Origin of the sequence: Desulfonema magnum (assembly GCF_017377395.1) — a bacterium.
GTDB classification, from domain to species: domain Bacteria; phylum Desulfobacterota; class Desulfobacteria; order Desulfobacterales; family 4be13; genus Desulfonema_C; species Desulfonema_C magnum.
In genome coordinates this window covers 6857385-6884370 of sequence record NZ_CP061800.1, presented here as the reverse complement: position 1 = coordinate 6884370, position 26986 = coordinate 6857385, and the positions used below count along the sequence as shown (strand labels likewise).

At 43.9% G+C, this 26986-nt stretch carries 13 protein-coding genes; 9 read left to right on the top strand and 4 right to left on the bottom strand.

Going from position 1 to position 26986, the window contains the following annotated elements:
* Positions 1 to 14: 14 nt before the first annotated feature.
* The 4 genes from dnm_RS26335 (at position 15) to dnm_RS26320 (ending at position 6715) form a co-directional block, all read left to right on the top strand.
* Positions 15 to 2276, top strand: a complete 2262-nt coding sequence (locus dnm_RS26335) for a TonB-dependent receptor (protein WP_207679863.1) — start codon at positions 15 to 17, stop codon at positions 2274 to 2276.
* Between the two features lie 468 nt (positions 2277 to 2744).
* Positions 2745 to 2981 (top strand): YdcF family protein, encoded by a 237-nt coding sequence (locus tag dnm_RS26330; protein ID WP_207679862.1) that lies wholly within the window; start codon positions 2745 to 2747, stop codon positions 2979 to 2981.
* Positions 2982 to 3912: 931 nt separating this feature from the next.
* Positions 3913 to 5964: a TonB-dependent receptor gene (locus tag dnm_RS26325; RefSeq protein WP_207679861.1), complete on the top strand. Its 2052-nt coding sequence runs from the start codon at positions 3913 to 3915 to the stop codon at positions 5962 to 5964.
* A gap of 517 nt (positions 5965 to 6481) precedes the next feature.
* Positions 6482 to 6715, top strand: a complete 234-nt coding sequence (locus dnm_RS26320) for a hypothetical protein (RefSeq protein ID WP_207679860.1) — start codon at positions 6482 to 6484, stop codon at positions 6713 to 6715.
* Positions 6716 to 6743: 28 nt separating this feature from the next.
* Here the strand turns inward: dnm_RS26320 and dnm_RS26315 are convergent, their stop codons facing one another.
* From dnm_RS26315 to dnm_RS26300, 4 genes are all read right to left on the bottom strand, one after another.
* Positions 6744 to 12887 (bottom strand): DEAD/DEAH box helicase family protein, encoded by a 6144-nt coding sequence (locus dnm_RS26315; RefSeq protein WP_207679859.1) that lies wholly within the window; start codon positions 12885 to 12887, stop codon positions 6744 to 6746.
* Between the two features lie 48 nt (positions 12888 to 12935).
* On the bottom strand, positions 12936 to 16817 hold the full coding sequence (locus tag dnm_RS26310) for an Lcl C-terminal domain-containing protein (protein ID WP_207679858.1): 3882 nt from the start codon (positions 16815 to 16817) through the stop codon (positions 12936 to 12938).
* A 656-nt stretch (positions 16818 to 17473) separates the two neighbouring features.
* Entirely contained in the window at positions 17474 to 18163 is a 690-nt protein-coding gene (locus dnm_RS26305; RefSeq protein WP_207679857.1) for a hypothetical protein, read from the bottom strand.
* Positions 18150 to 19520 (bottom strand): AAA family ATPase, encoded by a 1371-nt coding sequence (locus tag dnm_RS26300; RefSeq protein ID WP_207679856.1) that lies wholly within the window; start codon positions 19518 to 19520, stop codon positions 18150 to 18152. The genes dnm_RS26305 and dnm_RS26300 overlap by 14 nt, the downstream gene beginning before the upstream one ends.
* A 378-nt stretch (positions 19521 to 19898) precedes the next feature.
* Between dnm_RS26300 and dnm_RS26295 the strand changes: the two genes are divergently transcribed.
* From dnm_RS26295 to glmM, 5 genes are all read left to right on the top strand, one after another.
* Complete coding sequence (locus dnm_RS26295) at positions 19899 to 20144, top strand: hypothetical protein (protein ID WP_207679855.1); 246 nt, start codon at positions 19899 to 19901, stop codon at positions 20142 to 20144.
* A gap of 154 nt (positions 20145 to 20298) precedes the next feature.
* The gene (lexA, locus tag dnm_RS26290) at positions 20299 to 20946 is read left to right on the top strand and encodes a transcriptional repressor LexA (protein WP_207679854.1); all 648 of its coding nucleotides are present in this window, start codon (positions 20299 to 20301) and stop codon (positions 20944 to 20946) included.
* A 207-nt stretch (positions 20947 to 21153) separates the two neighbouring features.
* A complete protein-coding gene (locus dnm_RS26285) occupies positions 21154 to 24246 on the top strand; it encodes an HsdM family class I SAM-dependent methyltransferase (protein ID WP_207679853.1) in 3093 nt (1030 codons plus the stop codon).
* Between the two features lie 11 nt (positions 24247 to 24257).
* Positions 24258 to 24932: a hypothetical protein gene (locus dnm_RS26280; RefSeq protein ID WP_207679852.1), complete on the top strand. Its 675-nt coding sequence runs from the start codon at positions 24258 to 24260 to the stop codon at positions 24930 to 24932.
* Between the two features lie 572 nt (positions 24933 to 25504).
* On the top strand, positions 25505 to 26857 hold the full coding sequence (glmM, locus tag dnm_RS26275) for a phosphoglucosamine mutase (protein ID WP_207679851.1): 1353 nt from the start codon (positions 25505 to 25507) through the stop codon (positions 26855 to 26857).
* Positions 26858 to 26986 lie beyond the last annotated feature (129 nt).

Genomic DNA, 26986 nt, shown 5'->3' with positions numbered 1-26986 from the left:
AGAAAGAGGTATTTATGAGAATTATCATCAAATTCATTGTAATTTTATGTGCCGTTCATGCGACACAAGCATTTTCTCAGAACAATCCTTTCATATCTGAGAGAGATGCGGAAATAGACGCTGAATTCAAATGGCTCAGAGCAGAAACCGTTGTTATAACAGCGATTGCCACCAAAACCCCCAAAGTGGCGCTTGATGCACCGGGAAGCGTTTCAGTGATTACAGATGAAGAGATTCAGTCCTTTATTTCCGAACACCCTTACAAGGCGCTTTCCCGCACAGAAGGCGTGTGGCCCCGTGCGTACAGAGGACTGGCTGATTACTGGTCCCGTCCTGTGATGCGGGGACACAGGGCACTGGTTCAGGTGGACGGCGTCAACTGGCATGATTACGGGTATTATGTCCATACCGGTTCCATTCCCATGCCGGATGTGGAACGCATAGACGTGGTCAGGGGACCGTTTTCAGCGCTCTATGGCACACTCGCACAAACTGCGGTCATCAATTATACAACAGCAATACCCATCGGCATGGAGATTGACGCATCCGCTTCTTACGGAGACTGGGACAGCCGCTTTTACAGCTTCAGATTCGCGGACCGGCCTTTTGCGGACGGTTTTTTCTACTCCTTTAGTTTCAAATCCCGCACTTCGGACGGATATGAGACCACGCCTTCTTACAAAAACTTCACTTCTGTTACGGATTCTGCTGACCCTTCCATACCGGTGGTTACGGGCTGGGAAAAAGATATCAGTCCGAGTAACGGCAAGGAACGTTACAAAATTGGTCATCAGGGAGATAACTGGTATGAGGATTATGGCGTATTTTTCAAAACCGGCTATGAGTTTTCTTATGACACCAAACTCTGGTACAGCCTGAATATCAGCGAATTTGAATATGGCTGGAGAGACGGGAGAAGTCTTCTCAGAGATAGTTCAGGAAAAACCCTGTATGAAGGCGATGCATATATTCAGGATACCGGAGAAACATATGCACTGACCTTGTCCCCTTTTAATTTTACGTCGGATCCGAAAACAAAAGAGTGTATTGCACAGACCCTGCATTTTAATCATTCAGTTCCTGACCGGGTGGATATTGCCGCTGTTTTTGGTTTTAATGACAAGGAGAGTGGCACGCATTATGTGAGCAAAAGCAGATACAAGGTGGAAGACAACTATCTTGCACAGGCGGATATCACGGCCACCTTTCATTTCTCAGACAACAAGACGCTGATTACCCTGGGACTCTCAGGGGTCCGGGAAAAAGCCACGGTCACGGATAAAAACCTTTCAGATTGTTACGATAAAGAAAGTGATGTTTCTGTCAGAGAAGCGACATCAGGCGTAAACCATACCTTCGGAAGTTTTATTCAGGCGGAGTATTCACCCACAGACTTTCTGACGGCTTATCTGGGCGGCAGGTATGACCACTGGTGGGGCAGTGATGCGAATTATTCAAATATTGATGGCGAACATATTGAATACGAAGATACGGATGACGGAAAATTCAGCCCCAAAATCTCTCTTGTGTATCGTCCCGCGGAAAACGGAAGTATCAGGGCCTCTTATGGCGAAGCCTTTACAGCCCCGTCTTTATATTATCGCACTTCGGTTTATTACTGGGAAGGCGGGGGAACCCTGTCTGTTTCAAATCCGAACCCTGATCTCGGGCCTACCACCAACCAGTCCTGGGAAATCGGCACAGAATGGGAATTTTTGGAACGAAAAATCCGTTTTAAGGCAACGTATTTTGAAAATTATTTTGAGGATATGATTGTCAATGAGGACAAGACGACAACCCTGGAAGACGGAACAATCCTGAAAGAGAGAATGCATGTGAATGCGGAAGAGGCAGAGGTAAAAGGCATAGAAACTGCTGTGGAAGCGCTTCTTCCGTATAATTTCAAGGCCGGACTTTTTTATGCTTATAACTGGTCCGAATATACCAAGACTCAGAATGCGTCCAAAAAGGGATGGGAGGTGGATGAAACCCCCACAGATATGTGGAGCGCGTGGCTCGGTTATTACGGAAAACATCTCGAAGCCGCGGTGAATTACCGCTACTGCGACAGCAGATATGATGATGAGAAAAACAAGGCTGAGGAAACATACGGTGCGGATGATGATTACCACCTTGTTGATGCCAAAGTCACTTTTAAGCCTGCGGATCATGTCTCAGTTTCTGTTGGCGTGGATAATCTTTTTGATGAGGAATATTACGAGTATTACCGGGGGGCAGGTCGTTACTGGCTTGGCACGCTGTCTGTTTCTTTCTGATTCCATTTCTGTCATATTATGCCTGTAACGATTAAGAGCAATCCTGTGACTGCTCCTGATCGTTGCAGGAAAAAGCCCTTCTTCTGATTGCTTTTGATCATAATTCAATCTGTTAATTCTGTCTCTCCGCAGACTGATCCTGTTTCCCCATGATCAGGCCTGCCTGCGAATTTTATATCTGCCATATCTCTGAGACACAGCCCGGTGTCTGTAATCCCGGACAAACTTTTTTCTTGCGGTCTCAGACCCGGACTGGTATATGTGTCACGTTGCTGTCAGGCAAAACTGCCAACCGTCATTGCCTGTATCTTACTAAAATCAGAAGAATATCGGAAAACTGGCATAAAGCCTGCTTTCCGGCTGACATGCGATTCTGTATGACAGCCGAAAAAACCGTATAATAACTGGTTCGGTCTCTTTAAATGAGCATTCCAATAGAAATAAAACAAAGTAAATTCTGACGGCACATTGTCTCCGAGACTGGAAGGCAGGCTGACAAAAGCATATGAACTTTACAAAAACCGGATGGTCGGGAATATAATTGTCAGCCGCGGAACCGGTGTCGAAGGCATTGACGAAGCTCTGACAATGAAAAAATATCTGAGCAAACGAGGAGTGCCGGAAAACCGCATCATTGCCGACAGCAACGGAGTCAATATTTATAACACCTCAAAAAAACGTAAAAAAATATATGAATGCCAATAATTGGAAGTCCGTCGTAATAATTACCCAATATCATCATATCTCCCGGACAAGATTGGCATTTCACAGGTTCGGCATAAAAAATGTCACATGCGCTCATGCCGATTATTATGAATTACGGGACATATTTGCAGTTTTCAGGGAATTGGCAGCCTGTTGTTATTATTTAATCAGAAATTATAATTGATACCGGCTAATTGAACAACTTCAGCCAATCAGGTCCTCATTAAAAAAAAATATGGCGGTGTTCCGAAACTGAACTTGTTCCGATATTTGCCAAATTGATTCAAAGAGTTATGAAATTTGGCTCCATTTTCAAAACACTGCCCAAAGGTGGAACGCTTTTAAGAATTTACAAATAAGACAAAATCAATGAGTCACCCAAAAGCGACATATTTTATCAGAGCAGTTAGTATCATTGCCTTGTCAATGCTTCTTTTTTCCACGACAGGGATACATTTTGTTCATCCTTTTTTCCACCGTCACGACGAACAGTCCTTACACTGCAAAACGCTTGCCGGTTTCAAACACTCTCCGGCTTTTGCTCATAATAAGCATGTCAAATACAAGGCAGACCGGAACTGCCCTGTATGTTCTTTTTTAAAGCATGTTCACATTTGCAAAATAAAGTTATGTGTGTTCCTGCCTTCATTGGCATTGCTGCTGATATTCAAACTCCTGTTTGAATCTATTCTCTTAAAACAGATCGGGTACTTACTTATCCCGCCCCGTGCGCCTCCTTGTTTATTCCAAAAATGGAAAACTGATTAAGAACATTTTACGGACTGTTCCAACTTATCGTCCGGTAATTAACACAAAAGGACCGCGTTCTATCTATGCCTATGCTAACTATTTGATACTATTTAAAATAGCTTTATTTTTTAGCCATTGATCCATATATTATACGCGGAATAAATAAGGGGAGTATAGAATTATGAAATTTTCTTATGCAATAAGATTATTATTTGTGCTTATTTGGACTTTTTCCTTCATCTTCACCAGCCCTGCATTGATCTGTGCAGACTCAATAACCCTTGATACTATCGTGGTAACTGCTGCGGCTGAGAATGAGGCAGATGAAAAAAATATAAAAGCAAAAACGCTTAGAACCCACAAGGTGGTTGATCTTGCTGAAATTCTTTCAAACGAAATGACAGAAGCAACAATGATTCGTAAAGGCGGATACGGAAATGAGGTCTCCCTGAGAGGATTTGGGAAATCCGATTTAAGAGTGCTGGTGGATGGCGGGGTTCTTGAGGGCGCTTGCGGCAGCAGAAAAGACCCGTCCCTTTCGCATATCAATATGCTGACTGTTGATAAAATAGAAGTCAGGCAGGGACCCTTTGATGTCACAAAGGCAGGCGCTCTCGGGGGAAGCATTAATGTTATGACCAGAAAACCGCAAAAAGAATTTTTGGGTGAAATTCTTATAAAAGCGGGCACCTATGATTTCTTAAGCAGCGTTTTTCACACTACCGGCGGCACCGAAAAAGTTCAGGGGTTAATCGGCTATAATTATTCGGAATCCGATCAGTACGAAGACGGAGATGGAAACAGACTTTATAAATCTGCTCCTGCTGGCCGCCCTTATAATGCCGAAGGGGAAAACATGAAGGCATTTGAAAAACATGATGTGTGGGGAAAATTGCAATTTACTCCCACAGAAAATCAGACCATTCTTTTTTCATATGCTTATGGAGAAGCCGATGATATCATGACACCAAGAGCCGGAGTGGATATTGATTCCGAAAAAACTTATATGAGCCGGGTCCGTTATTCCATAACCGGTCTTGGAAATTTTTCAGACGAGCTGAACTTTTCTCTGTACCAAAACAGGATCGAACATGAACCTTCTGACAAGTATCGGGAACTTGTAGGTGCCCCTTCTTTTCATCGTCATAATGAAGTAAAATCAACTATCACCGGAGGAAAAATAGAGAATAAAAAGTCTGCCGGATCTGCCCGGTTTACTTATGGGGCAGATGCCTACAAACACAACTGGAAGGGGGATATGTACAGGGACGACACCGGTGTAAATATGGATGACGAGCTTATTCCGGATGTGAACAGCTATGATTTCGGCTTATACCTGAATGCGTATAAGAATTATAACAAGTTGTCGCTGAACGCCGGTTTTCGTTATGACCGGTTTGAATCAGAAGCTGATGAGGCTCTCAAACAAAGCATTGCAGTAACATCCACCAACAAAAATAATGATGATCTGTTCAGCGGATATCTGTCTGCTGAATACTATCTGACGGATAATTCGTTTCTTTTCGGAGGGATTGGTCAAAGTATCCGCACCCCGACGGCTGTTGAACGTTATCTTCAATCTCCCAGCCCCTATTTTCATGGAAATCCGGATTTGGATTCCACAAAGAACAGAGAATTTGATCTCGGGTTCCGGTTAACAGGCCAAAGATTCAGTTTCAGTGCAAAGGGATTTTACAGCGATCTTAAGGACTATATTTACCAGCAGGGGAAGCAGACTGCTGATTCCCATCAAACTTGGACAAATATTGATGCCCATATCTGCGGTGCTGACGTAAAAATGATTGCAGATATTATATCTGATTTTTCCGTGGAAACCGCTGCTGCCTGGCAACGGGGCAAAAAAGACTCCGAGCCTGAGTATAATAATGATGATGATCTTGCCGAGGTTCCGCCGCTTAAAACAAAACTTGCATTGCATTATGACACTCAGATGCTTTTTGGAACATTAGAATGGATTCACTCTGCAAACGCTGACAATATTGATACTGATGCCGGCGAAAAGGCATTGTCAGGCTGGGACGTGGTTAATTTCAGAGGAGGTTGGAATTACAAAATGCTGACACTAAATGTCGGTGTTGAAAATATTTTTGACAGGCGTTATGCAGTGGCAAATTCATATGAGTGGGATGTTGTTTCCGGCTCAGGTGCTAATCCTGCAATTGTATATGAGCCTGGAAGATTTTTTTATGCATCTGTTTCTTGTAAATTTTAACATTTTTTGGGCTCTTTGGTAATTCGTGTTAGAAATAAATAGCTAAAAAATCAATTTGTTATTGTAAAAAGAATCAGATTTCGGCATCTGATTTTTTCTCCTCCCTTTGTCCGGCGGGAAAGCGGAGTATGCCCATATTCGTCGCGCCTTCCTGAGAAAAAATATTCTGGCGATCACCGTTCCCGGAAAGCACTCGGGACAGTGCGCCAGGATATCCGATTTTCCTTTATCGTGTTATAATTTTAATTATTACACAACAACTATCGTGTCAAGATAATTCTCAATTCAGGATTTTCTCAAAATTTACCAGCGTTTAAGGCCGTGGGATTCTGGTGAACAGCTTCTGTGACAGATAAGTACTCGGGCAACAGTTTGTTTAAGCAGGAATTCGGGGGACAGGGAATTATAGGAAATAAGTACTGTGTCCCCCGAATTCCATCACGGTCGGGAGGCCGATAACACTGTATCATTTGTTTCTTGTTTTTTGCTGAGAAAAAGATGACTCGGCACTATCGGAGTGGCAAAAGGCATACTTGCGGTATCTGCCCTGGGATTTCTGGGATTCGGTGTGCAGCCGCCTTATCCGGAATGGGGAACGCTGCTCATGGAAGGAAAGGATTATATCCTCAGTGCGTTCCATCTTTCGCTATATCCGGGAATGGCTGTCATGATTTCTGTGCTGGCGTTTAATCTGCTGGGTGACGGACTCAGGGATAACTGGGCAAAGATTGTGAGAGGGATATCATGTTAAGTTTTAAGCATCTGTATTTTTTTTCCCTTTATTGATCATATTCTGCAACAATATAGGTTTCAAGAGTATGAAATAAAGGTTTGTCAAAGTCTTCAAATCTGAAAATGTCAACGCCTTTGTCCAGCCAGAGAGAACAATTCTCTTTCCCCTGAATTTGAACTCTCCTGAAATGAGGGATTTCTCTGGACGGATCCAGAAGATCGTATTTTATCTTTACGTTCTTATCCTCATACTTTTTTTGAATTTTTCTGAACTGTTCACGGATATTGTCACTTCCCTCATCACATGTCGTCACTTTTATTTTCACTCCGGTATGAGAAGCTTTAAGCGCAATGGTATGTATCAACATTTCCAAACTTTTGAACTGATAGCGATTTCTCAGAAAACGGTCATAGATTTCGACATGTTCGATTAATTCCGGAATATGCTCGGACAAAAGGTCTTTCCACGATTGTCTCAGACCGCTTTTTACCCGGATCACTTTGGTCTTCTGAAGAAGTCCCGCCATCTGAGTTGCTGTCTGAGAGGGATCACCATGTTTCTCCGCAAGCAAATCAAAATCCTTTTTAACGCATTCAACAAAAGAGGTAAGTACAGATAATTCAACATGTCCCGCTTCTGCAAAGGGATTGGTGTTTTCGGGCCATCGGACAGCGTATTCCCCTGTGTCGGTTTTCAGGTGCAACTGTGAACGACATTCTTCTGCATCGGGAATCACCCATATATCCACATTTGGAAACTCCGCAAGCAAAGTCAGTGCGTGAATGGAGATTTTTTGCAGCGTGCCTGATGATGCAATTCGGTACAGGTCATCTCGGATAAACACATGGACCAATGCGTGTTTCATTGCCAGCTCATAAAAAATTTTGTACCAATCTCTTCCCACAGATTTTTCATGATGGTATTCTGGAATGCCATCCATGATCATCCGGACTTCATCAGCCCTTCTGATCTGCTGTTCAATCCATCGGCTGCTGTCTGCGATACCTAACGGGAAATATCCGTTCTCATTTTTCCGGTATGTGCTGCTGATGGCCTTTGCTAAGAAATCTGCCACGGGTCCGCGTTTCAGAAGATCATGGGCATACTGATTATAAAAATTTCTCAGACACGCATGACAGGACTGATCTCTGGAACATCCCACACAACTGTCTGCAATGCCAAAGGCCGCTTCCATGACATCTTGCAGATTTTCATATACCCTGCGAACATGCCCCGCGCCACCCGGAACATTGTCAAAAAGCACGAGGGAACGATAGCCCGCGCCGCCAAACTGAAGCACGGTTCCGTCAATATCATTTCTTTCAATATCCAGTGCCTTTGATGCGCCTGCCAGCAACGCGGCAGTAAGCGAAAGCCAGAATCCCTGGTCATACTGCGCCGAACTTGCGCCGCGGAATCTGAGTTCAAGAACATCGCTTTGAAATTCATGTCCGAGACAGACTTTTCTCAGCCGTCCGTTACAATCCATCCCCCAGGGGGTTTTGTGCTTTTTGGGTCTCTCTGCCCCTGCATCACCGTATCCGCAGAAAGAACACAGCCAGAATTTCTGATTCGCACGTCCGAAATTGAATACGGAAAGCACCCCGTAACGCGAATACCTTTTTTGAATTTGAATCCCTGATAATTCATCGGGATTTCCTTCCCGGATAAACTCATCCTCTTTCGGAGCGACTCTGTAATGAGAAAAATAGACACGGGTGGAGAAAGTTCTCTGGGGTCTTATTTCCACGGGTTCCTGACCATCTGCATTGATTTGAGTTTTAAAACCATAGACCGGCTCCACGAAGCTGCCCTGGGGTTCAAGTGTCTGACCGCATTCGCAAACAGTTTCCAATTCTCCGTGAGATGTTTCTGTTCTGTATAATTTTCCGCATTGCTCACAAATGGCAAAACGATACTCAGGCCATGCCCTGCCTGAGATCCTTTCCAGTGCGTAGCTTTTGATGATTTTTCCATTTGCAACAAGGGTACATCCGGGAGCATATTCACTTAATGCCAGTTTGAGATCACGATCCAGTTCCACTCTCTGTGCCCATTCGTCTTTGCTTTGCAATTTCAACGGAACAACATCCACAGGAAAACCATATTTTGGGAGAACATTTCTTGAAGCCAGAAAATCAAGGATTTGCCGCTTTTGAAGACGATTTTTCTGTGCCTCAACATAGGAATAAAGTTTCGGAATTTTCTTTTGCAGGTTTTCATATTCGCTGTATTCTGAAAGCAATTCAGTCTGCGCCAGTCCCAGACGACCGCCCCATGCGCTTTTTCCATCATCATCTTCGGTTTTTTCAACCAGTTTCTCTCTCCAATTCCATGAGTCAAATCCAAGAGATTTCCTGATTTCAGAAGGAAAAATTCTTGAAATCTCATCAAAAAGTCCCCGGGGTTCTTCCTGAAGCCAGCGATAAACGATCTGGGCTGCGCTCTCCTGTCCGAAAAAGAGCCATTGCACGGTTCCCCGCCATTTTCCCTCTGGCCCGTCAAACCGCTCAGGATGAATCATCCGCCAGAAATGCGACAGAACTGCTGAATGCAGATGCCGTCTGGCAATTCTGTTGTTATCAATGTTTATTTTTGGCGGTTGAACTTTTCCGGAGATGAGTTTGTTTACATCGTCAAAATATCCCAAATCATGGGGGCGGCTTCTGCAATAGGTGAGAACAAATGCAGCCGCGCTCAGACGTCTTCCGGCTCTTCCTGAACGCTGAACATAATTTGCGATTGTAGGGGGGACGTTACGCAGAAACACTGCAAGCAGTTGTCCCACATCAACACCAAGTTCAAAGGTGGTCGAACAGGACAGAATGTTCAGAGAATGTTCATCATCAGAAAAATTTCGCTGCCGCTCCGCGCCTTCCTGGCTCGTAATCTGGGCGGTATGCTCAAGAACGGAAATGGGAACCGGCTTGCCCTCATACAGATAGCGATAATGGTTTTCCGCAAATTCGATATCCGGGTCAACAGGCTCCAGTGTCCCCGGACATCTGTAAACAGGACAAACCCCTTTCAGGCTGATATGGCTCAGATTGCCGCAGGTATCGCATTTGAAAAGATTCTCTCCTGAACTCAAATGTCCGATCCAAGCATCATAACGGACTCTCCGAACAGCCCCGTCGTTTCCTCTGCCATCCCACAATCTATTGACAGAAGAGACTTCCTCCCAAATTCCAAATTCTTCTTGTATGGAAAGTTCCCACAAGTCTTCCAAAATCTGATGGATGCTCCGCTTGTCCGGATTCAATTCCATCCGCTCAAAAAGCCTCTCCAAAAAATCGGAGCGGATATTTCTGGCTGCCTGGGGATACCATGAGGCAATGGACAATTTGGAATGAACAGAATTGGGGCGAATGCTATAAGGACGATTTCGAGGCCAAAAATATGTGTCTTTAGGGAGTACATTTATGAGGTTTTGTAAAACATTCCGTCGGCGCAACTCTGTAAGAAAAATTTCAAGAAGTAATACAAATTCCTCAGCATTGAGCTGATAATCCTGTATAAGTCCCTCTTCCTCCTCCTTGACAATTTGCAGCAAATCATCACGGTGTTTTAATTCCCAGGTAATCAGGCCCACACCTTCCAGACCGTAACGGCGTTGAACACCGATTAATTCAGCGTTGATCCATTTGCTGACTTCCGACTTTTTGGTAAGCTCCGTATCCTTCAGACCGAATAAGCCGACCCCCTGAGCTTCCTCAATTAAAGGCGTAATCAGATCATTCGGATCAAAAGCTTCAATGCCCGGATTTTGTTTAAGAAGTTTCTTTACTGCCTTCAAAATCAACTGGCGGTGAAGAATATAGTTTGCAGTTCTGTCGAGATATGCGGCAAAATAAGCTGCATCCTGTCTTGAATCGCTAAACGCCAGAAGACGGCGTTTTCCTGATGCTTCGGACACTGTTTTTTTGACTGTGGCCAACCTCGCAAATCTTCCGCCGCTTTTCTGGTTTTCTGTTTTTTCAGCTTTTTCAGATTCAGGCTTCTCCGATACCCGCGGGATATCGCCCATCAGGGCATCTGTCAAAACAGAACTGGCTGCGTCGTCTCCCGGAGAAAAGGCCCGGATAATTGACCCTGCAAAATTTCTGCGCCCCCCGCAGGCGGGACAAGTTTTTACAACGGATCCGTTTTTAGCATATACCTGCCTCACAGGAAACCACTCTTCAGAATTTTTGGAATCATGTCTTCTGCAATACGGACAGGAAAGCGTGTTGTTATCGCTGATGAATCCGCAACGCGGACAAAGATACTGCTCATCTCCCATCTGTGTGGGGCCTGGCCTTGTAACTCCTGAAACCGGAGGTTTTTCATCTCTTAAAGGTTCTTCATCTTCGGCAGATTCAACGGCCTGCTTCAAATCAATGGACAGCCAGACGCTTTCCTGCATGTCTTCCAGCCGTGTTCTCTGAACATATGAAACAAAACGATGTCCCTCATCCACGTTCTGAAAATATCCGTGAAGAAAAGGGTGTCCGCACCGACTGCACGCCTGAAGTTCAAAAGCAATGGCTTTTCCACCAGGTGCGTCCGGAATTTCCCGATGACGACCAATAAATAATCTGGGCCATTGGCTTTGTTCGTCTTTTTGCTCGGATTTGAGCAGACAAACAGACAAGCCTTCAAGGCTCCGGACAAAATAATGATACCGGGCAGCTAATAACGGTGCGCTGTCCTGTTTCAGTCTCGCTCGTGATCCCAGATGAACCAGTTGGATGAGATTCTTTTTCAATGCCTCTGTATCTCTCTCTGCTCCTGAGACTCCCCACAATATCTCCACTGCCTTTTCAATGGATATCGGCTGATTTTCAAGCGTTTTTATCAGAGAACGCATTCTTTTGTCACCCGCCATCAGAGCAAAAATCAAAAAATCTTTGGCATGTTCCATGTTTTTCAGATTTCGGACTGAATCAACAGATCGGGCGATTGTTTTTTTATCCGGCCATTCTCCTGAATTTCCAGCGGCCAGCTTTTTTTGAACCGATTCGGTCAGAGCGGATATCGAATGATACTGCTCCTGCATGATATCATCCAGACAGTTGTAAAAATCGGAACATCCGTGCCCCCACTCAGGAAAATTTTCCAGAATTTTTTTAGGAGGAACAATATCTCCGGTAATCACATCTCCGGCTTCAAATGGCTCTCCGAAAAGATTTTTAAAAGAATTTGCAATGGTTTGTTTTGTTTTTTTGTTTTTTCCGCCAATGGTCGCACTGGTAGCAATGCAAAGCAGCTTTCCTTTCTGAGACTGGCAGATACGATCTTTCAGCCTTCTCATCAGGTATCCGATTTCAGACCCCATCGCGCCGGTATAAACATGGGCTTCGTCCAGCACCAGAAACCGCCAGGTATGGCCAGCCTCTCCGTCAAATAAAAGAGAATCCTGGGGCCGCATCAGCAAATATTCCAGCATGGCAAAATTGGTGAGCAAAATATGAGGCGGGCCTGTAATAACAGGTGAACCTTTGTGGGGCCAGTGTCTTGCCAACGGCTCTCTTCCGAGAATCTGATCCCGGCAGAAAAGTTCATTTGGCTGAGGAATCTCGCCATTTTCCTGCTTAAAAGATTCAATGCCCTGATAATAGGTCTGTTCTGTCTGTCCTGTATATCGTCCGAAAGTGATTCCGGTTTGCGCCGGAAGCAATTTCCTCAGTCGGGCCACCTGATCGTTTGCCAAGGCATTCATGGGATAAAGGAGAAGGGCCCTGACCCCGGGGCCGAGGCGATTCGCGGCGCGTTCCTTTAAAAGATAATCTATGATCGGCAATAAAAAGCATTCGGTCTTGCCTGATCCTGTTCCCGTGGCAACAACAATGTTGCGGTTCTCTCCGATGGTTTTTCTTAACGCGTTTTCCTGATGAAAATAGAGTTCTCTTTTCAGGTGAAGACAGTTCTCAAGCGCATCTGCATTCAGATCAGGAGCATAATTTATAAATTCCTGGCTTAAAACGGAATTCTTTTCCGTAATCATATCCAGAAGCGATTTGCCCTTTTTATACTTGGGGGTTGCTTCCAGAACAGGCCCCCGGAACAGCCCTTGGGAAGTCTTTGCAAGATTCTGGAACTGTCTGGCTAATTTCTTATTTTTTAACCCAAATGTGGTGATCAGATAGCGCAAATACGTCTCTCTGATGTTTTCACTGGCCCTGATCGGATCAATTCGTTTGTCAGTCATTGGATGATTTCCATTTAATATTTTATTACAAAGCCTTACGATAAGGAGTTAAGTGGTTGACGGTTCTGAACGAACCGCTCTGACATAATTCTTTAGTCTGTCATTACCATATTTAACACTGCCACTATAAAAGCTGATATACTGAAATAAAACATCCGAAGCCCAGAACGATGTCTTCTTTTGACAGAATATCGGATCAATAAAATACGCAAACAGCCCCTTGTTTCTGGATTCTTTATTATGAGTCAGCAGAGTTCCGAGTTCTTCCAGACTTGGAACCCGCCAGTCAGAATATCCGGCAAAACATTCATCATTAAGTTTCTCAATGTAAGTTTTTACTTGGGCCAATTTTATTGGTTTGGGCGATCCGCGCTTTTGCCACATCAGTCCTGTAACGCGATCTGTCACGGTATTATATCCGTTATCAATGAAATCATTATTAGTGAAAGGTCCGCTCCAAATATTTTTTAAATTCTGTTCATAAAGATGGGTAGAGTGTATTCTGTTTTTCCCTGTTTTCACTGGAAGAGAACCGACGATTTTTCCAGGATGCTCTATTTTCTCTGTTGATTGTGCTGATTTTGGCGAGGATATCGGTTCAGGGATTTTTCTCTTCTGTCTGTCTTGCAGTCTTTCAAGTTCTCTGGCAGAACTTTTATCTTTGGAAGACTGGTAAAGCCTTTTGTTCCAATACCAGCTTATGATCAGCTCGCTTAAAATAAGGTCTCTTAAAAATGCCTGGGGGAGAAAGTCATGTATAAAATCAAGTGTATCATCAAGAAGTTTTTTCAATTTTCCGAAGTGCTGGTCATCGCTCTTATTCTTAAAGATCGAATGCTCATACCCGTTAGCCTTTAACCTGATAATAAACGCTGCTGCTCCTGTAATTATCTGGACAGGGCTGTATTCTGAACGTCCGCTTATCATTCTGCGTAAAAGGGAATTGACCTCACTGCCTTCAGACCATCTTTTCCAGCGTTCAACTAAGGAAAAGGCGCGTTTATTATCTTCTGGACTTACGGACAATGAATCCTTCTTTTTAGACAGAGATTCCGCAAGCGCAATTTTTAAAGGCGAATCAGTATTAAGGTCTTTGTTATGTTTTACAACTTGGTCTTTTTTCTCCTCTTGGATAAAAAAAGAATCCTTGCGAGGCAGCTTTCCTAATATTGGCAACAAGGGAGGATTATCCCATAGCCTTTCAATGGGTAATTGTGCAACGACAGACCCTTTTTCAGAGGGAGATACAGCACTCATAAGCCACGCTGACAAAGAGAATTTCTCTGAATCCGACTTCATAACCGGAGCCATATTGCCTTTTTCTCGGCAACAACACCAAATCGTACCGGATTCTCCCAAGTAACGATGACTTGTATTCATACAAAGTTCGATTTCAATTCCCTCGGGAACCTGGCCCCACTGAAAAGGCTTGCAGTTTTGAAAACACGAAAAATCTTTATGTTCGATTGTTGATGGCTTGATTTTAAGGGAAAGGCAGGTCCTTGAGGGGTCTCTTGCATACCAGATATTTCCCGAAGAAAATGGTAAGGCTTTTCGGATGATATGATCACCTGAAATCGTTCTTAATTCACGATGCAGATGTTGGCTGTCACCGTGATAAAAAAGGTATAAAAAATAGCACCATGGCCAGGAAGTTATGTTATCTTCATGGGCCAGATTTTCAGAAAAAGGTGTTTGGGTCATTATATCATCAGCCTGAATATCAGGCCATTCCAGCCAGTCCATCCACCCCGAAGATATCCGCATCCATTTTGACTGAGGTTTTGATGTCTTATCTGCAAAACGATTGAAGCCAAATCGTGACTTCTGAACGTCAATTTCAGCGACCCATATTTCTGGCTTACCCGGTGGGTTCAGCTTTATTTTAACGGGTGGCTGTTCCCCGTCTTTTATGTTTTTCCGGATAGATTTTGCGGGGTCATCTGAAGCGTAAAAATTTAATACCCGATTTTTACGAGGCTCATTGGGATGGGGTGTCCAAGTGACGTTAAGCGTTTCAGAATCTTTATCCGTTCTGACAGATCGGACTTTGAAATCTTTAAATTCCGGTTTTCTCAGCAAGGTAAACAAAACCGGCCTTTCCTGTCCCCCATAATCATCAAACCTCAGACTCCCAGATTCAATCCCTCTCAGAGAAGATTTTAACTGATCAGAGAATTTGTCCAAACGAACAATCCATATTCTGCTGTTACGCTTGTAATTTCGCACCTCGTCAGACATCAGAGATATTCGCGTATTGTCTGTTGTGTTTTCAAACAGCAATCTCAGCTTATTTTTATTTTTCTGCAACTTTTTTGATAACAACTCTGAAATATGATCAATTTCAACAAGTGCCAGCAAATTTTCCCTGTCTAATTCATCCATACGTTGAACCGTAATATCCTCATTTCTTGAGCGCCAGAAACACCAGTCAATGTGTTCTTCTTCGCTGTGGCGCACCCATCGGATATCGCTCCTGGCAAGCAGGAGAATAATGGGTCGCAGAGAATTCGGGAAAAGCTTCAACGCGCAAAACGCATCTCCGTTATCTTCCTTCAACGAAATATCAAGCACTTTTGACTCAGACATAGAAACATCTGTGTTGTCAATGGGTTCAAAAAGTATCTGCTGTGAAAAGCCGATACGAAAACTGTCAGCAATCAGAGGATGATCAGCACTAAAAATTCTTCTGTGTTCATTTATAGGCAAAAAAACAAAGTTAAGAGTAAGATCATCCAAACCGATAGCGCCTCGGAAATGAACTTTATAGGTTCCCGGTCTTATGTTCATATCAGGAAAAGTGGCTGAAAAGCCATGACCTGTTTTTTGAAATTCAAGCTTGAAGAATCGTCCCCGAGTCTGATCATCAGAATCAAGGCAGATCAATTCACCGGACATATAGCCTCGCTGTGTGAAAACGAATTGAACATCTTTATAATCGGTAATAATGGGACGATCATCAGCACATCGGATCCAGGACGGACCCACAGACTCACCTGCAAGCTGTACACGATTCTGTTTTGAAGTTTGCCAGCGGAAGGAAATTGTTTCGTATATCTGTCCGGTTAAACAGGCATTCAGCCCCTCATAAAAAAAACTAACACTCTCTTCCTCTTCCAATTCACAGATGACATATTGCCACGCTTTCCATTTATGATAAAGCGGAATAGCTTCTGTCAGCCTTGTTCCGCCATCCAAATCAAAGTCAGACTGTTTCGGGTAAACAATGATGATCTCTTTTGGGCAATTTTCAGGAAAATTGCCAATCAGTTTGGAGGTTTCAGAATTGAACAGATAAAATGGCACAGCGTTTCCATCATCCCCGACAGGGAAATCGTAACGAACAGACATAAAGTCATTGCCAAGGACTTGAACACGCCAGAAATTTGAGGGATATACTGAGTCATTTCGGTTATCAGAGTAATATTTCCCATCTATATATACAGAACTGATTTTCGTTGTTTCGGATAATTCTTGTTGAGGGGCATCCAGAGGGCAATGGCAAATCTCAAGGTGAGAGTCTCGGCACGTTTCCTGAGGGGGGATGATAAGCATGGGAAACTCGCTTTCAAAATCAAACGACAAATGCGGTCTTCCGCCAAATCCCTCTTTTTTATTTCGCTTTTTTATTGCAACAAGCTGGGGTCTGTTTACTGACTCACTGAAAGCATCCACCATGTATTTGGGCAGCCCCCAGCGCCACCATTGTTCCTGACCATTCCTGTCCCAATTTTTAACCATATCCCAAAATTTATCAAGAATCTGGGCATTGACAGGCCAGCCATATTTGATAAATCGCTGAATGGTCTTAGGTTGGCATTCAAGTTCATTACTGTTTCGTATTTTATCAATAAGATGATTGCCCGTCAGATAGTTTCCTCTGATATTGCTCTGCTCAGGGACAACTAATTCCTTTATGAATCTGTTCAAATGAATTTCCGGAATAAGACCATGCAACAAAATTTTAGTCACATAGATCAAACCACCTTGAACATGCTCAAATGTTTCTAAGTCGTTTTCCTGAAGTGTTTGAAGGAAAAGTCTCCCACATTGAGCTGATGCATTTGCATCACAGGGTAGCAAAAGCCCGTTAAAGATATGAGGCCAAAGCTCATGCCCTGCGGCTTGTCCGTAAGAGAAAACTCCTTCCCAGACAAAATACAGACTTAAAACAGCTCTTAGCCTTTTCTGACTAGCATCATTCGGAATGGAGTTGATATGACAGTAAGGTCTTAAAACCCTTTGCAGGCAAGCTTTCAACATCTTATAAGTATCAGGTCCCTCTGCCCGTTCAATCTGCCCAATAATCCTGATATATGAGAACTCATCAAGGACAATCCCGCCCAGTTCATAAAAAAAGTCTGAGGCATTACTTGCTTGTCCGAAAATTTCACCTATCGTTTTCTGATCAATGCTCATTCACCAATCCTCCTTGATATCAGAGATTCTTTTTTTTCGTTCCCACGTTTTGTGTGGGGAACACAATGTCAAAACCTTCTGCGTCGAGTGAGGCAAACAGAGTGCGCCAGGAAATCCGAATTAAGTCAGATCAAATAACATGCTCAGTGTCAGGATCATTCCGCTATTTAATATTTGCCCCCACTTTCCTCTTGCATAGCAAAAATCTGCTGCTCACACATCTGATATGCTGTGACAAACTGATAAACATGTTCCCGTATTCCAAGAAAGAAAAGCCTGTTCAGAACAGGAGAAAGATAAGAAATCCGATGGTCTTTGATGGTTCCGTAGTTAAGTCCCAGCAAATCAATCATCTCGCCAATTCTTTCCACAAGGCAATCATCTTCAATATCCGGGTTCGGATAAAACACATGACGATCTTTATCATAAGCTAAAAATTTATGAGGATCATATTCCGGGGCATCCGGCTTCAGAATCTCATCCACAGGCTTATTTGTTTTCTGAACATTGATCTTATCCGAAACAGCGAAAAAATTATTCCAAAGCCAGCCTTTTTCAGATTTCAGCGTGCTGTCAAAATGATCAAGTTGAGCGGCAAATCCGGATATTTCTTTTTCTCTTTTTATATATCTTCCGTTTTCGTCAAAGTTGTCAGGGGCATATCTTTCTTTTCTTGCAATCAGAATTTCCGTATATGCACATAAGCCTTTCTGACAATAAAGCAGGCTGACCAGCACATCTTTATGATATTTATGAGACGAATAATATTTGGGATGATTTTGATTCGTTTTATCGTATCTGTCTGTCCATGATTTATACTCAGCAGCAAGAATCTCGCTTTTGTCAATTTTTCTCATCCAGTCTCCAACCCAGTTTTTTAGCCAATTTTTCAAATTCTTCCAACATCTTTTTTCCCTCTTCCGTGTCTGTCTTATCCTGAGCTTTAAGCTTCCGAAGCCTTGCTTTGAGATATAAAGCTTTTGTCAATGCTTTGTTTCTGAAAGTCTCATTCCCCTCAACACCTAAGTCAAAAAGATTCATTAAAATACTGTCCCACCTCAGAAAGCGGGGATCAATGAAATAATTATCTGTATGATTCTCTCCCTCGTAATATTTCTCCTGACAAACATACCCGTCTTTTCCGAATTTCAGTTCCACGATCTCCCAGGGTTCAAAGGACGAAGCGATCATCGGCGAATGAGTGGCAAAGAAAAACTGGGCCTGGGGGGCCAGGGCAGTATAGTAGTTTACAATTTCAGTCTGAATATCAGGATATAATGACCGCTCCGGCTCATCTATGAGAATGACTGTTTTTTCGGTATTCAGCTTGAAAAGCGGCGTGGCAGTCAGGATCACCTGTTTTGTGCCGGTACTCCAGCCTTTATAGGGGACTTGGATTCCGTTTAAGGTTTTTATTTTGATAAACTTCAGGTCTTCTGCGGATTCAAAGTCAAAATCTCTGTTTATCTCCAAGTTAAATCTGTTCAAAAGCGGATTCAATTTTTGGGCAAGCGATTCTATGGGATTCGGTTGTTCTTTTTTCCATTTCTTAAATTTTTCAAGAAGACGTTCACCCTCTTCAATATTTACAGTGAAAGCTTTTGCCAGCTTCTGACTGTGTCTCAGTTCTTCTTCTTTGTAATGCTTTATATCCTTTAAAATAAATTCCCATACTGCCAAGGCATTCTGTTTTTCAAAATCGAAAATCTTATCTTCAAAATTTACATCAGCCAAATGCGTTGCAGATTCAACCTCAGTCTTCAGAAAATCCATGGGGTCAGCGTTTCTTTTCTCTTGCAGAATCTGATTCAGATTCATACTGATCTCAGCAGGAAATGAAATCAGAATATTCGTATCTGCGTAACATTTCTCCCAGTATTCCCTTTTGTTCTCTGTACGTTCAAGTTTCCTGTTATCAGGATATTCATCAGTAAGTCTCCCGTTTTCAATGCCTGAAATTAATTTCACCCCCTCTTCCAGATAGGAGACTGCACTGATATGCTTCATATCAGAATTTCTATGCCTTGAATCCCAGGTTGCAAGCGATTTGCAGACATTCAGCAAATTCGTTTTTCCCGTCCCGCTCTGCCCGATGAAACAGACTTTGTCCAAAGGCTTTCCCTCTTTTTCGTGACCTTTGGGATAGGTCAGATTAAGTGTGAAGTCTTTGAACTGATAATACGTTTCTTTTATTTCGATCCGGCTGATTTTCATCTGACCTCCTTCCTGAGAAAAAATATTCTGGCGATCACCGTTCCCGGAAAGCACTCGGGACCGTGCGCCAGGATATCCGATTTTCCTTTATCGTGTTATAATTTTAATTATTACACAACAACTATCGTGTCAAGATAATTCTCAATTCAGGATTTTCTCAAAATTTACCAGCGTTTAAGGCCGTGGGATTCTGGTGAACAGCTTCTGTGACAGATAAGTACTCGGGCAACAGTTTGTTTAAGCAGGAATTCGGGGGACAGGGAATTATAGGAAATAAGTACTGTGTCCCCCGAATTCCATCACGGTCGGGAGGCCGATAACACTGTATCATTTGTTTCTTGTTTTTTGCTGAGAAAAAGATGACTCGGCACTATCGGAGTGGCAAAAGGCATACTTGCGGTATCCGCCCTGGGATTTCTGGGATTCGGTGTGCAGCCGCCTTACCCGGAATGGGGAACGCTGCTCATGGAAGGAAAGGATTATATCCTCAGTGCGTTCCATCTTTCGCTATATCCGGGAATCGCTGTCATGGTTTCTGTGCTGGCATTTAATCTGCTGGGTGACGGACTCAGGGATAACTGGGCAAAGATTATAAACATGAGGTGTCAGTCCGATGAGAAATAATGTGAATAAGTACCCGATCTGACAGGATTTTTGTCCGAAATGGGTCAGAAAACCTGATTATCGAGTGACAGGGTATTGGTTCCATTTTTGTGAGCAAAAGAAGCCCCGGCCTTTTTCACTATCGAGTTAAAACCATTGACAGTTCCTGATTTTCATGCCATATACTACACATATGTTTAGCCAAGCACATCTTACTCCCAGGCAATCAGAGATTCTGAATTTCCTTACAGAATTTCAAGACAAAAAGGGAATCTCCCCGACATACCGGGAGATTGCTGATTATTTCGGATTCAAAAGTACCAAGGCAGCAGCCGATCATGTGGCGGCCCTGGAGAAGAAAGGATATGTACGCAGACACAATGGTCGTTCCCGCGGCATTCAGATCCTTTTCCCGAAGAAAAAAGCAAAGAGAGAAGCCATTTCCGTACCGATCTTGGGAAATGTTCCGGCAGGTTGGCCGGAGCTGAGAAACGCACAATATTCCGGTGAGCTTATGGTTGACAGGAAAATACTGGGCAGATCCGCAGAACATCGCGTGTTTGCCTTGCAAGTGAGAGGGGAATCCATGATCGGCCGAGGCATATATGAAGGAGACTGGGTTATTGCGGATTCAGATCAGTCCCCCGGTGAAGGCGACGCGGTGGTGGCCCTGATTGACGGAAAAAATACCTTGAAAACACTTGCCAGGACGAAAAATCGCTTTTTTTTAAAAGCAGAGAATCCGAAATATCCTGACCTGATTCCTGTGGAAGAAATTGTGATACAGGGTGTGATCAGAACCGTCATCCGACAGATGGCCTGATGATATGGATTCGTAAAACTCGATGATCAAGTTTCTTGAGATGCTTGGAACAAGGCTTCCGTCATTCCTGCGAAAGCAGGAATGACAGAAAAAAAGTTGATCATCGAGTAAAAGGCTTAATGAAATTTGGACCAGACATAAGATTCATCCCGCCCAGATGGTGAAGAATCATAAGACAGAGATAACCCAACTGGCAAAGAGCCACTTATGGACATAAATGAATTTACAGAACTTCTCGGGTATAATGACTCGCCATCGTATTTGTCGAAATCAGAATTCAGCAGATATCCGGGATACTCGCATATCTTCAGGAAAGCTGAAAAAAAATGCTCACTGCGCGGGGTTTACATTCTGGGCGGAAATGACAATGATGCCGTGATTCCTGTCGTATATGTCTGCGAAGCCGCAACCGAGGAAGATGCCGCCACCCTGCACAAACAGGTCTGGAATCAGAATGTGGTCCCTTTTCTTCTTATTTCGACACCGAAAACATTCCGTCTTTATCCGGGTTTCAAATACGATAGCAAGTCAGAGGAAAGCGACACCCGGGCAATCCTGAAAATTTCAAAAACAACAAACCAAGTTCTGGAGAAATTATCTGAATTCAGGGCAGACGCTATTGATATTGGTCGTGTTTGGAAAAAATGGGGCAGGGAAGTATCTGTTGAAGCAAGGGTGGACAGAAGACTGCTCTCCAATTTGAAGAAACTCGGAGAGCAACTTATAAAAAATGATCTGCCAAGACATTTGGCCCATGCCCTTATCGGAAAATATGTTTACCTGCATTATCTGAGAGACAGAAACATTCTTTCTGATCGGAAATTTGAGCAATGGGAAATTGAACCCAGGTCGGTTTTCGGACGCGATGCCACGCCAAAGGGATTTTTCAAGGTTGCTGAAAAGCTCGACGAATGGCTTAACGGGGCCTTGTTCCCCATACCTGCAAGGGGAAAAAACGCCCCCTGCCTCAGACACATCCGAATGGTGGCCTCGACTTTTGCCGGAGATCATCCCATATCCGGCCAGATGCACCTGGATTTCAAGGCATACAATTTTGAATATATTCCTACAGAAACGCTGTCTGTTGTCTATCAGCAATTTCTGCATGACGAGGGCAGGGAAAAAGGGCAGGGAGCGTATTACACACCTGTCCATTTAGTAAATTTCATTCTCGATGAACTTGATGCAAAACTGCCTCTGCAAAAAGGCAGAAGCGTCTTTGATCCGGCATGTGGTTCCGGTGCCTTTCTTGTCCAATGCTACCGGCTGATTATTGAAAGAGAACTTACGCAGAACCCGGAAAACCGTCTTCGCCCTTCTGAATTGCGTGATCTTCTGGTACGGCATATTTACGGCCTTGATGTGGATGAAGACGCCTGCGGCATCACGGAACTCAGCCTGATACTCACGCTTCTGGATTATGTTGATCCGCCTGATCTGGAAAAGGCATGTTATAAGAAGTTTCAATTACCCGTATTGAGGAACCAGAACATCTTTCATTGTGAAAAAGGTTTTTTTGCGCCGAATTCAGCGTTTGAGGAAAACAAACCCGGGAAAGGTTTTGACTGGATTGTTGGCAATCCGCCGTGGAAAAAACTTTCTCGAAATGGCGATGAAGCGAGCGACAAGGCTGCTTTGGACTGGATGGAAAATTATCAGAAACGGTTCCCGGTCAGCGATAACCAACTGGCCGAGGCATTTGCCTGGGGAGTGACGGAATACATTTCAAAGCAGGGCCTGATCGGTCTGCTGATGCCTGCTGCCACCTTGTTTAAAACCAAAGGAAAAACTTTTCGGAAATGTTTTTTCAGTCAGACAAATATGTGGTGTGTTGCCAATTTTGCAAATCTTCGCCATTTGTTATTTGAAGGGGCTGCCAGTCCCGCTGCCGCATTTTTTTATTCATTCGCCAGTGACAGAGACGAAACGTATCACCGCATTATTTCTTATGCTCCTTTTGCCGTGAATCAGTCCGTTCGGCACGATACGAATACGCGGAAAAGAACAAAATTGTGGACGATTGCTGTTGATGCAAGCGAAATCCGAGAAGTTTTACGGAAAGATGTGATTTCGGGCAGCAGTTTGTATTGGAAGCTTGCGATGTGGGGATCGTTTCGGGACAGACATTTACTCAGGTCAATCGGGAAAAGTTTTCCAACATTATCTGACTTCAAGGACAAACATGGTCTTTTCATACATCCGGGTCTTGAGTTGCGAAATAAAAAAGATGCTAAAGACCCTGTTGAATACATACCGGAACTCATCGGAAACTCTGAGATTGATATGAGGGTTCTTCGGAACCATAGAAGAATTTTCTCGTTTCCTGATGAGTCACTAAAAAAAGTTGAGCCAGAACGAGCTTATGTCAGAAAGAGAGGCGGAATGAAACCTATCAAAATTTGCAGCCCACCGCATATCATCATTGACGCTGCCAGAAGATTTGCCGTGTTCTCAGAAGAATTCATAGTTGTTCCGCCAAGGCAGCTCGGAATTTCTGGAAAACCCTCCAAAGCCAATTTATTGAAAGCGCTGACACTTTATCTGAATTCTGATTTTGCTTATTATCAGCAATTTCTGACCTCAACTTTCTGGGGAGTTGAAAGAGACCGGCCTGACAAAAATGATTTGGAAAAGCTTCCCATACCCATTGATCTTTTGTCAGAAAAGGAATTGAAAAACTGGGCAAGGCTGCATGATAAAATCGTAAGACAAGAAAAAAAAGTCCGAGAAAGCAATACAAATCTGTCTGCACAAAGAAAAGAGGAAGACAAGTTGAATCTGCTGCTGTCTGAACTAAACAAAGCGGTGTATGATTTGCTAAGGCTCAATGAGGCAGAAAGATGGCTTATTGAAGATTTGCTTTTTGTCAGGATGAAACTGAATGAAGGCAGGATTCCCCGGGAGGCCGTCAGATCGGCAAAAGTATCTGAGATTGAGACATATGCAGAAATTCTGAAAACTGAACTTGATAATTTTTTAGATAACGAAATAAGGGACCAGCATAAAGTTTCAGCATATTATTCAGATCAGATTGCCATGATCAGAATCGAACACCCTGAAATACCGCCCGCAGGGCCTGTATCTGTTTCCAAAATAACGGATTCCGAAATTGAGAAAGAATTTTCAAGACTCAGACGAAATCTGTCACACAGTCAGGGGCAATGGATGTATTTTGAACGCAACCTGAAATACTATGAAGGCAGAACCACTTATTTTTTCAAGCCGATTCAGCGGCTCAGTTGGCTGAAAAGCCAGGCCCTGCTTGATGCGGATGAATTTATTGCTGAAAAACTGAACTGAATGGAGACCCAATGGCTGTCAGTAACCGCTCGCCGCGTCCTGCCAAATATCCTGATGACCGAGGAGATTATCAGCTTGCTTTCCGAAAGCATGTCTTCCAACTGCTGAAATGGGGATATGACCGCCTTGATGCTTTGCAATATCAGGATTGGGAAGAGGAGGAGATCACCAGTGATCTTGCCAGAGAACTTGATGAAATCGTTCAGGATCGGTCTTATCCGAGATGGGTCGGACGCTATTCCGTACATGAGGAAAAACCTATAACCACATCTGACCGTAAGGGGAAAAAGCGGCAGCGTCTGGATATTGAGATAGAAAGACTCCGACATGGCCGAAGGCCCCGTTATTCGTTTGAAGCAAAACGACTTTGTGCAAACACACACGCAACCATGGGGGCCTATCTTGGACCTGAAGGTCTCGGAGAATTCCTTTCCGGGAATTATGCAGCGGAAGAAAACGAAGCCGGAATGCTGGGCTATGTGCAGTCTGACACGCCGGAAGCTTGGTCAGAGAAGGCTCAGGACAAATTCAGGAGTGATCCGGATCTGGTTCAGGCGTATGCCGGCGGCACATGGTCAGACACAAGCATCCTGTCTGATTCGGACTATTGCTACTGCTCCTGCCATCAGCGTATCACGGTCGGGAGGCCAATAACACTGTATCATTTGTTTCTTGTTTTTTGCTGAGAAAAAAATGACCGGAGGATCAATCCTCCGGCTGAAAGCAGAAGCATCCTGAAGGAAGCTTGGAAACAGCCTGCCTGAGCAGGCTTTTGTTTTTTGCCCCGTCATTTCAACATCATCTGTCATTTGCCAGTTTGTCAGGCCGAAGTGTAAAACAGGCTTTGCACGCGGGACAGTATTTTTCCTGAAGCTGCCAGTCAAAACGAATCATGAAAAATTTGTAATTTTTCCTAACACCTAACACCTAACACCTAACACCTTTTTCATATAAACGGCCATGACCTGCCGGTCACAACGAACCATGAAAGTTTTATAGTTTTTCCTAACACTTAACACCTAACACCTAACACCTGACACCTGACACCTAACACTTTCATATAAACAATCAGCAAATCGAAAAGTTTCCGGGCTGTTGCGGGACCGCGGAGAAACCCGGCTTTTTCCCCGGATGATATGATTTTCCGGCAAGAAAAATTACCTAAGACACGCGGAAAACTCTTGCAATTCAGAAGCAATTCAGCCATTCTGCCTGAAATGATGACGTGGATTAACATCAAGGAAAAAAGGTTAAAATCATGGGCAAATTATTTGGCACTGACGGAATCAGAGGCGTGGCAAATGAATATCCGATGACTGCTGAAATGGCGCTGAATGTCGGAAGAGCAGTTGCCTCCCTTTTCAGAAAACAGGGGAGCAAATCAAAAATCGTTATCGGAAAGGACACCCGTGTGTCCGGTTATATGCTGGAATATGCAATGGCTTCAGGCATATGTTCAACGGGGGGGGACGCATATCTCGCGGGAACCCTTCCCACGCCCGGAATTGCGTTTATGACATCCTCGGCAGGGGCGGACGCGGGAGTCGTCATATCCGCATCCCACAACCCTTTTTACGACAATGGCATAAAAATTTTTAAAAATGACGGGTACAAGCTCTCAGATGAAAAAGAAGCAGAAATTGAGCAGCTTTTATCAGATGACAACCTGGCCTCCCTGTGCTGTTCTGCTCAGGAGACCGGCAAGGTTTATAAAATAGAGGATGCCAGAAAGCGTTACATCACGTTTTTGAAACAGGCGGTCCCCGGAGAATCCCCCTTCAGCGGCATGAAAATCATTCTGGATTGTTCAAATGGCGCAACTTACAGGGTCGGTCCTGAAATATTTACCCAGCTTGGCGCGAATGTCGAGGCTCTGTTTGTCTCTCCTGACGGGAAGAATATTAATGAAAATTGCGGGTCACAGCATACTGAAACTTTACAAAAAAAGGTTACGGAACAAGGAGCGGATATTGGTCTTGCCTTTGACGGAGACGGAGACCGGCTGATTGCCATAGATGATAAAGGAAACATTGTCACCGGCGATCAGATTCTTGCAATCTGTGCAAAGAGCATGAAAACAAAAGGGCTGCTGAAAAATAATCTGGTGGTCTGCACCGTCATGAGCAATATCGGATTCAAGCTCGCGTTAAAAGAGATGGGAATAAATCATATTATGGCGGATGTGGGGGACCGCTATGTGCTACAGGAAATGAGAGGCTCGGGCGCGGTGATCGGCGGAGAAGATTCCGGTCACATGATCTTTTCAGATCATCACACAACAGGCGACGGGATTCTCACTGCCCTTAAACTGATCCAGGCCATGAAAGAGGAATCAAAGCCTCTGTCCGAGCTTGGCAAAATCATGACCACATTTCCTCAGATTCTGATGAATGTGGAAGTGAAAAACAAGCCTGAGATTGAAACGGTTCCTGATATTGTCAATGAAATAAAATCCGTGGAAAACCACCTGGGGGAAAAAGGACGGGTGCTGGTGCGCTATTCAGGAACACAGCCTCTTTGCAGGGTGATGGTGGAAGGCCCCACCCATGAGGAAACCGAACGATATTGCCGGCAGATTGTTGATGTGGTTCAGGAAAAACTGGGGACCTGAACCGCTGACTGACACAGATTAAGGAGATTTCACAGATGATTTTTGTGTCTCCAAGCAAAGCGTCGTTCGTAGTTCCGCCTTTAGGCGGTGTGACACCGCCTAAAGGCGGAACTACAAACAGACACTGAG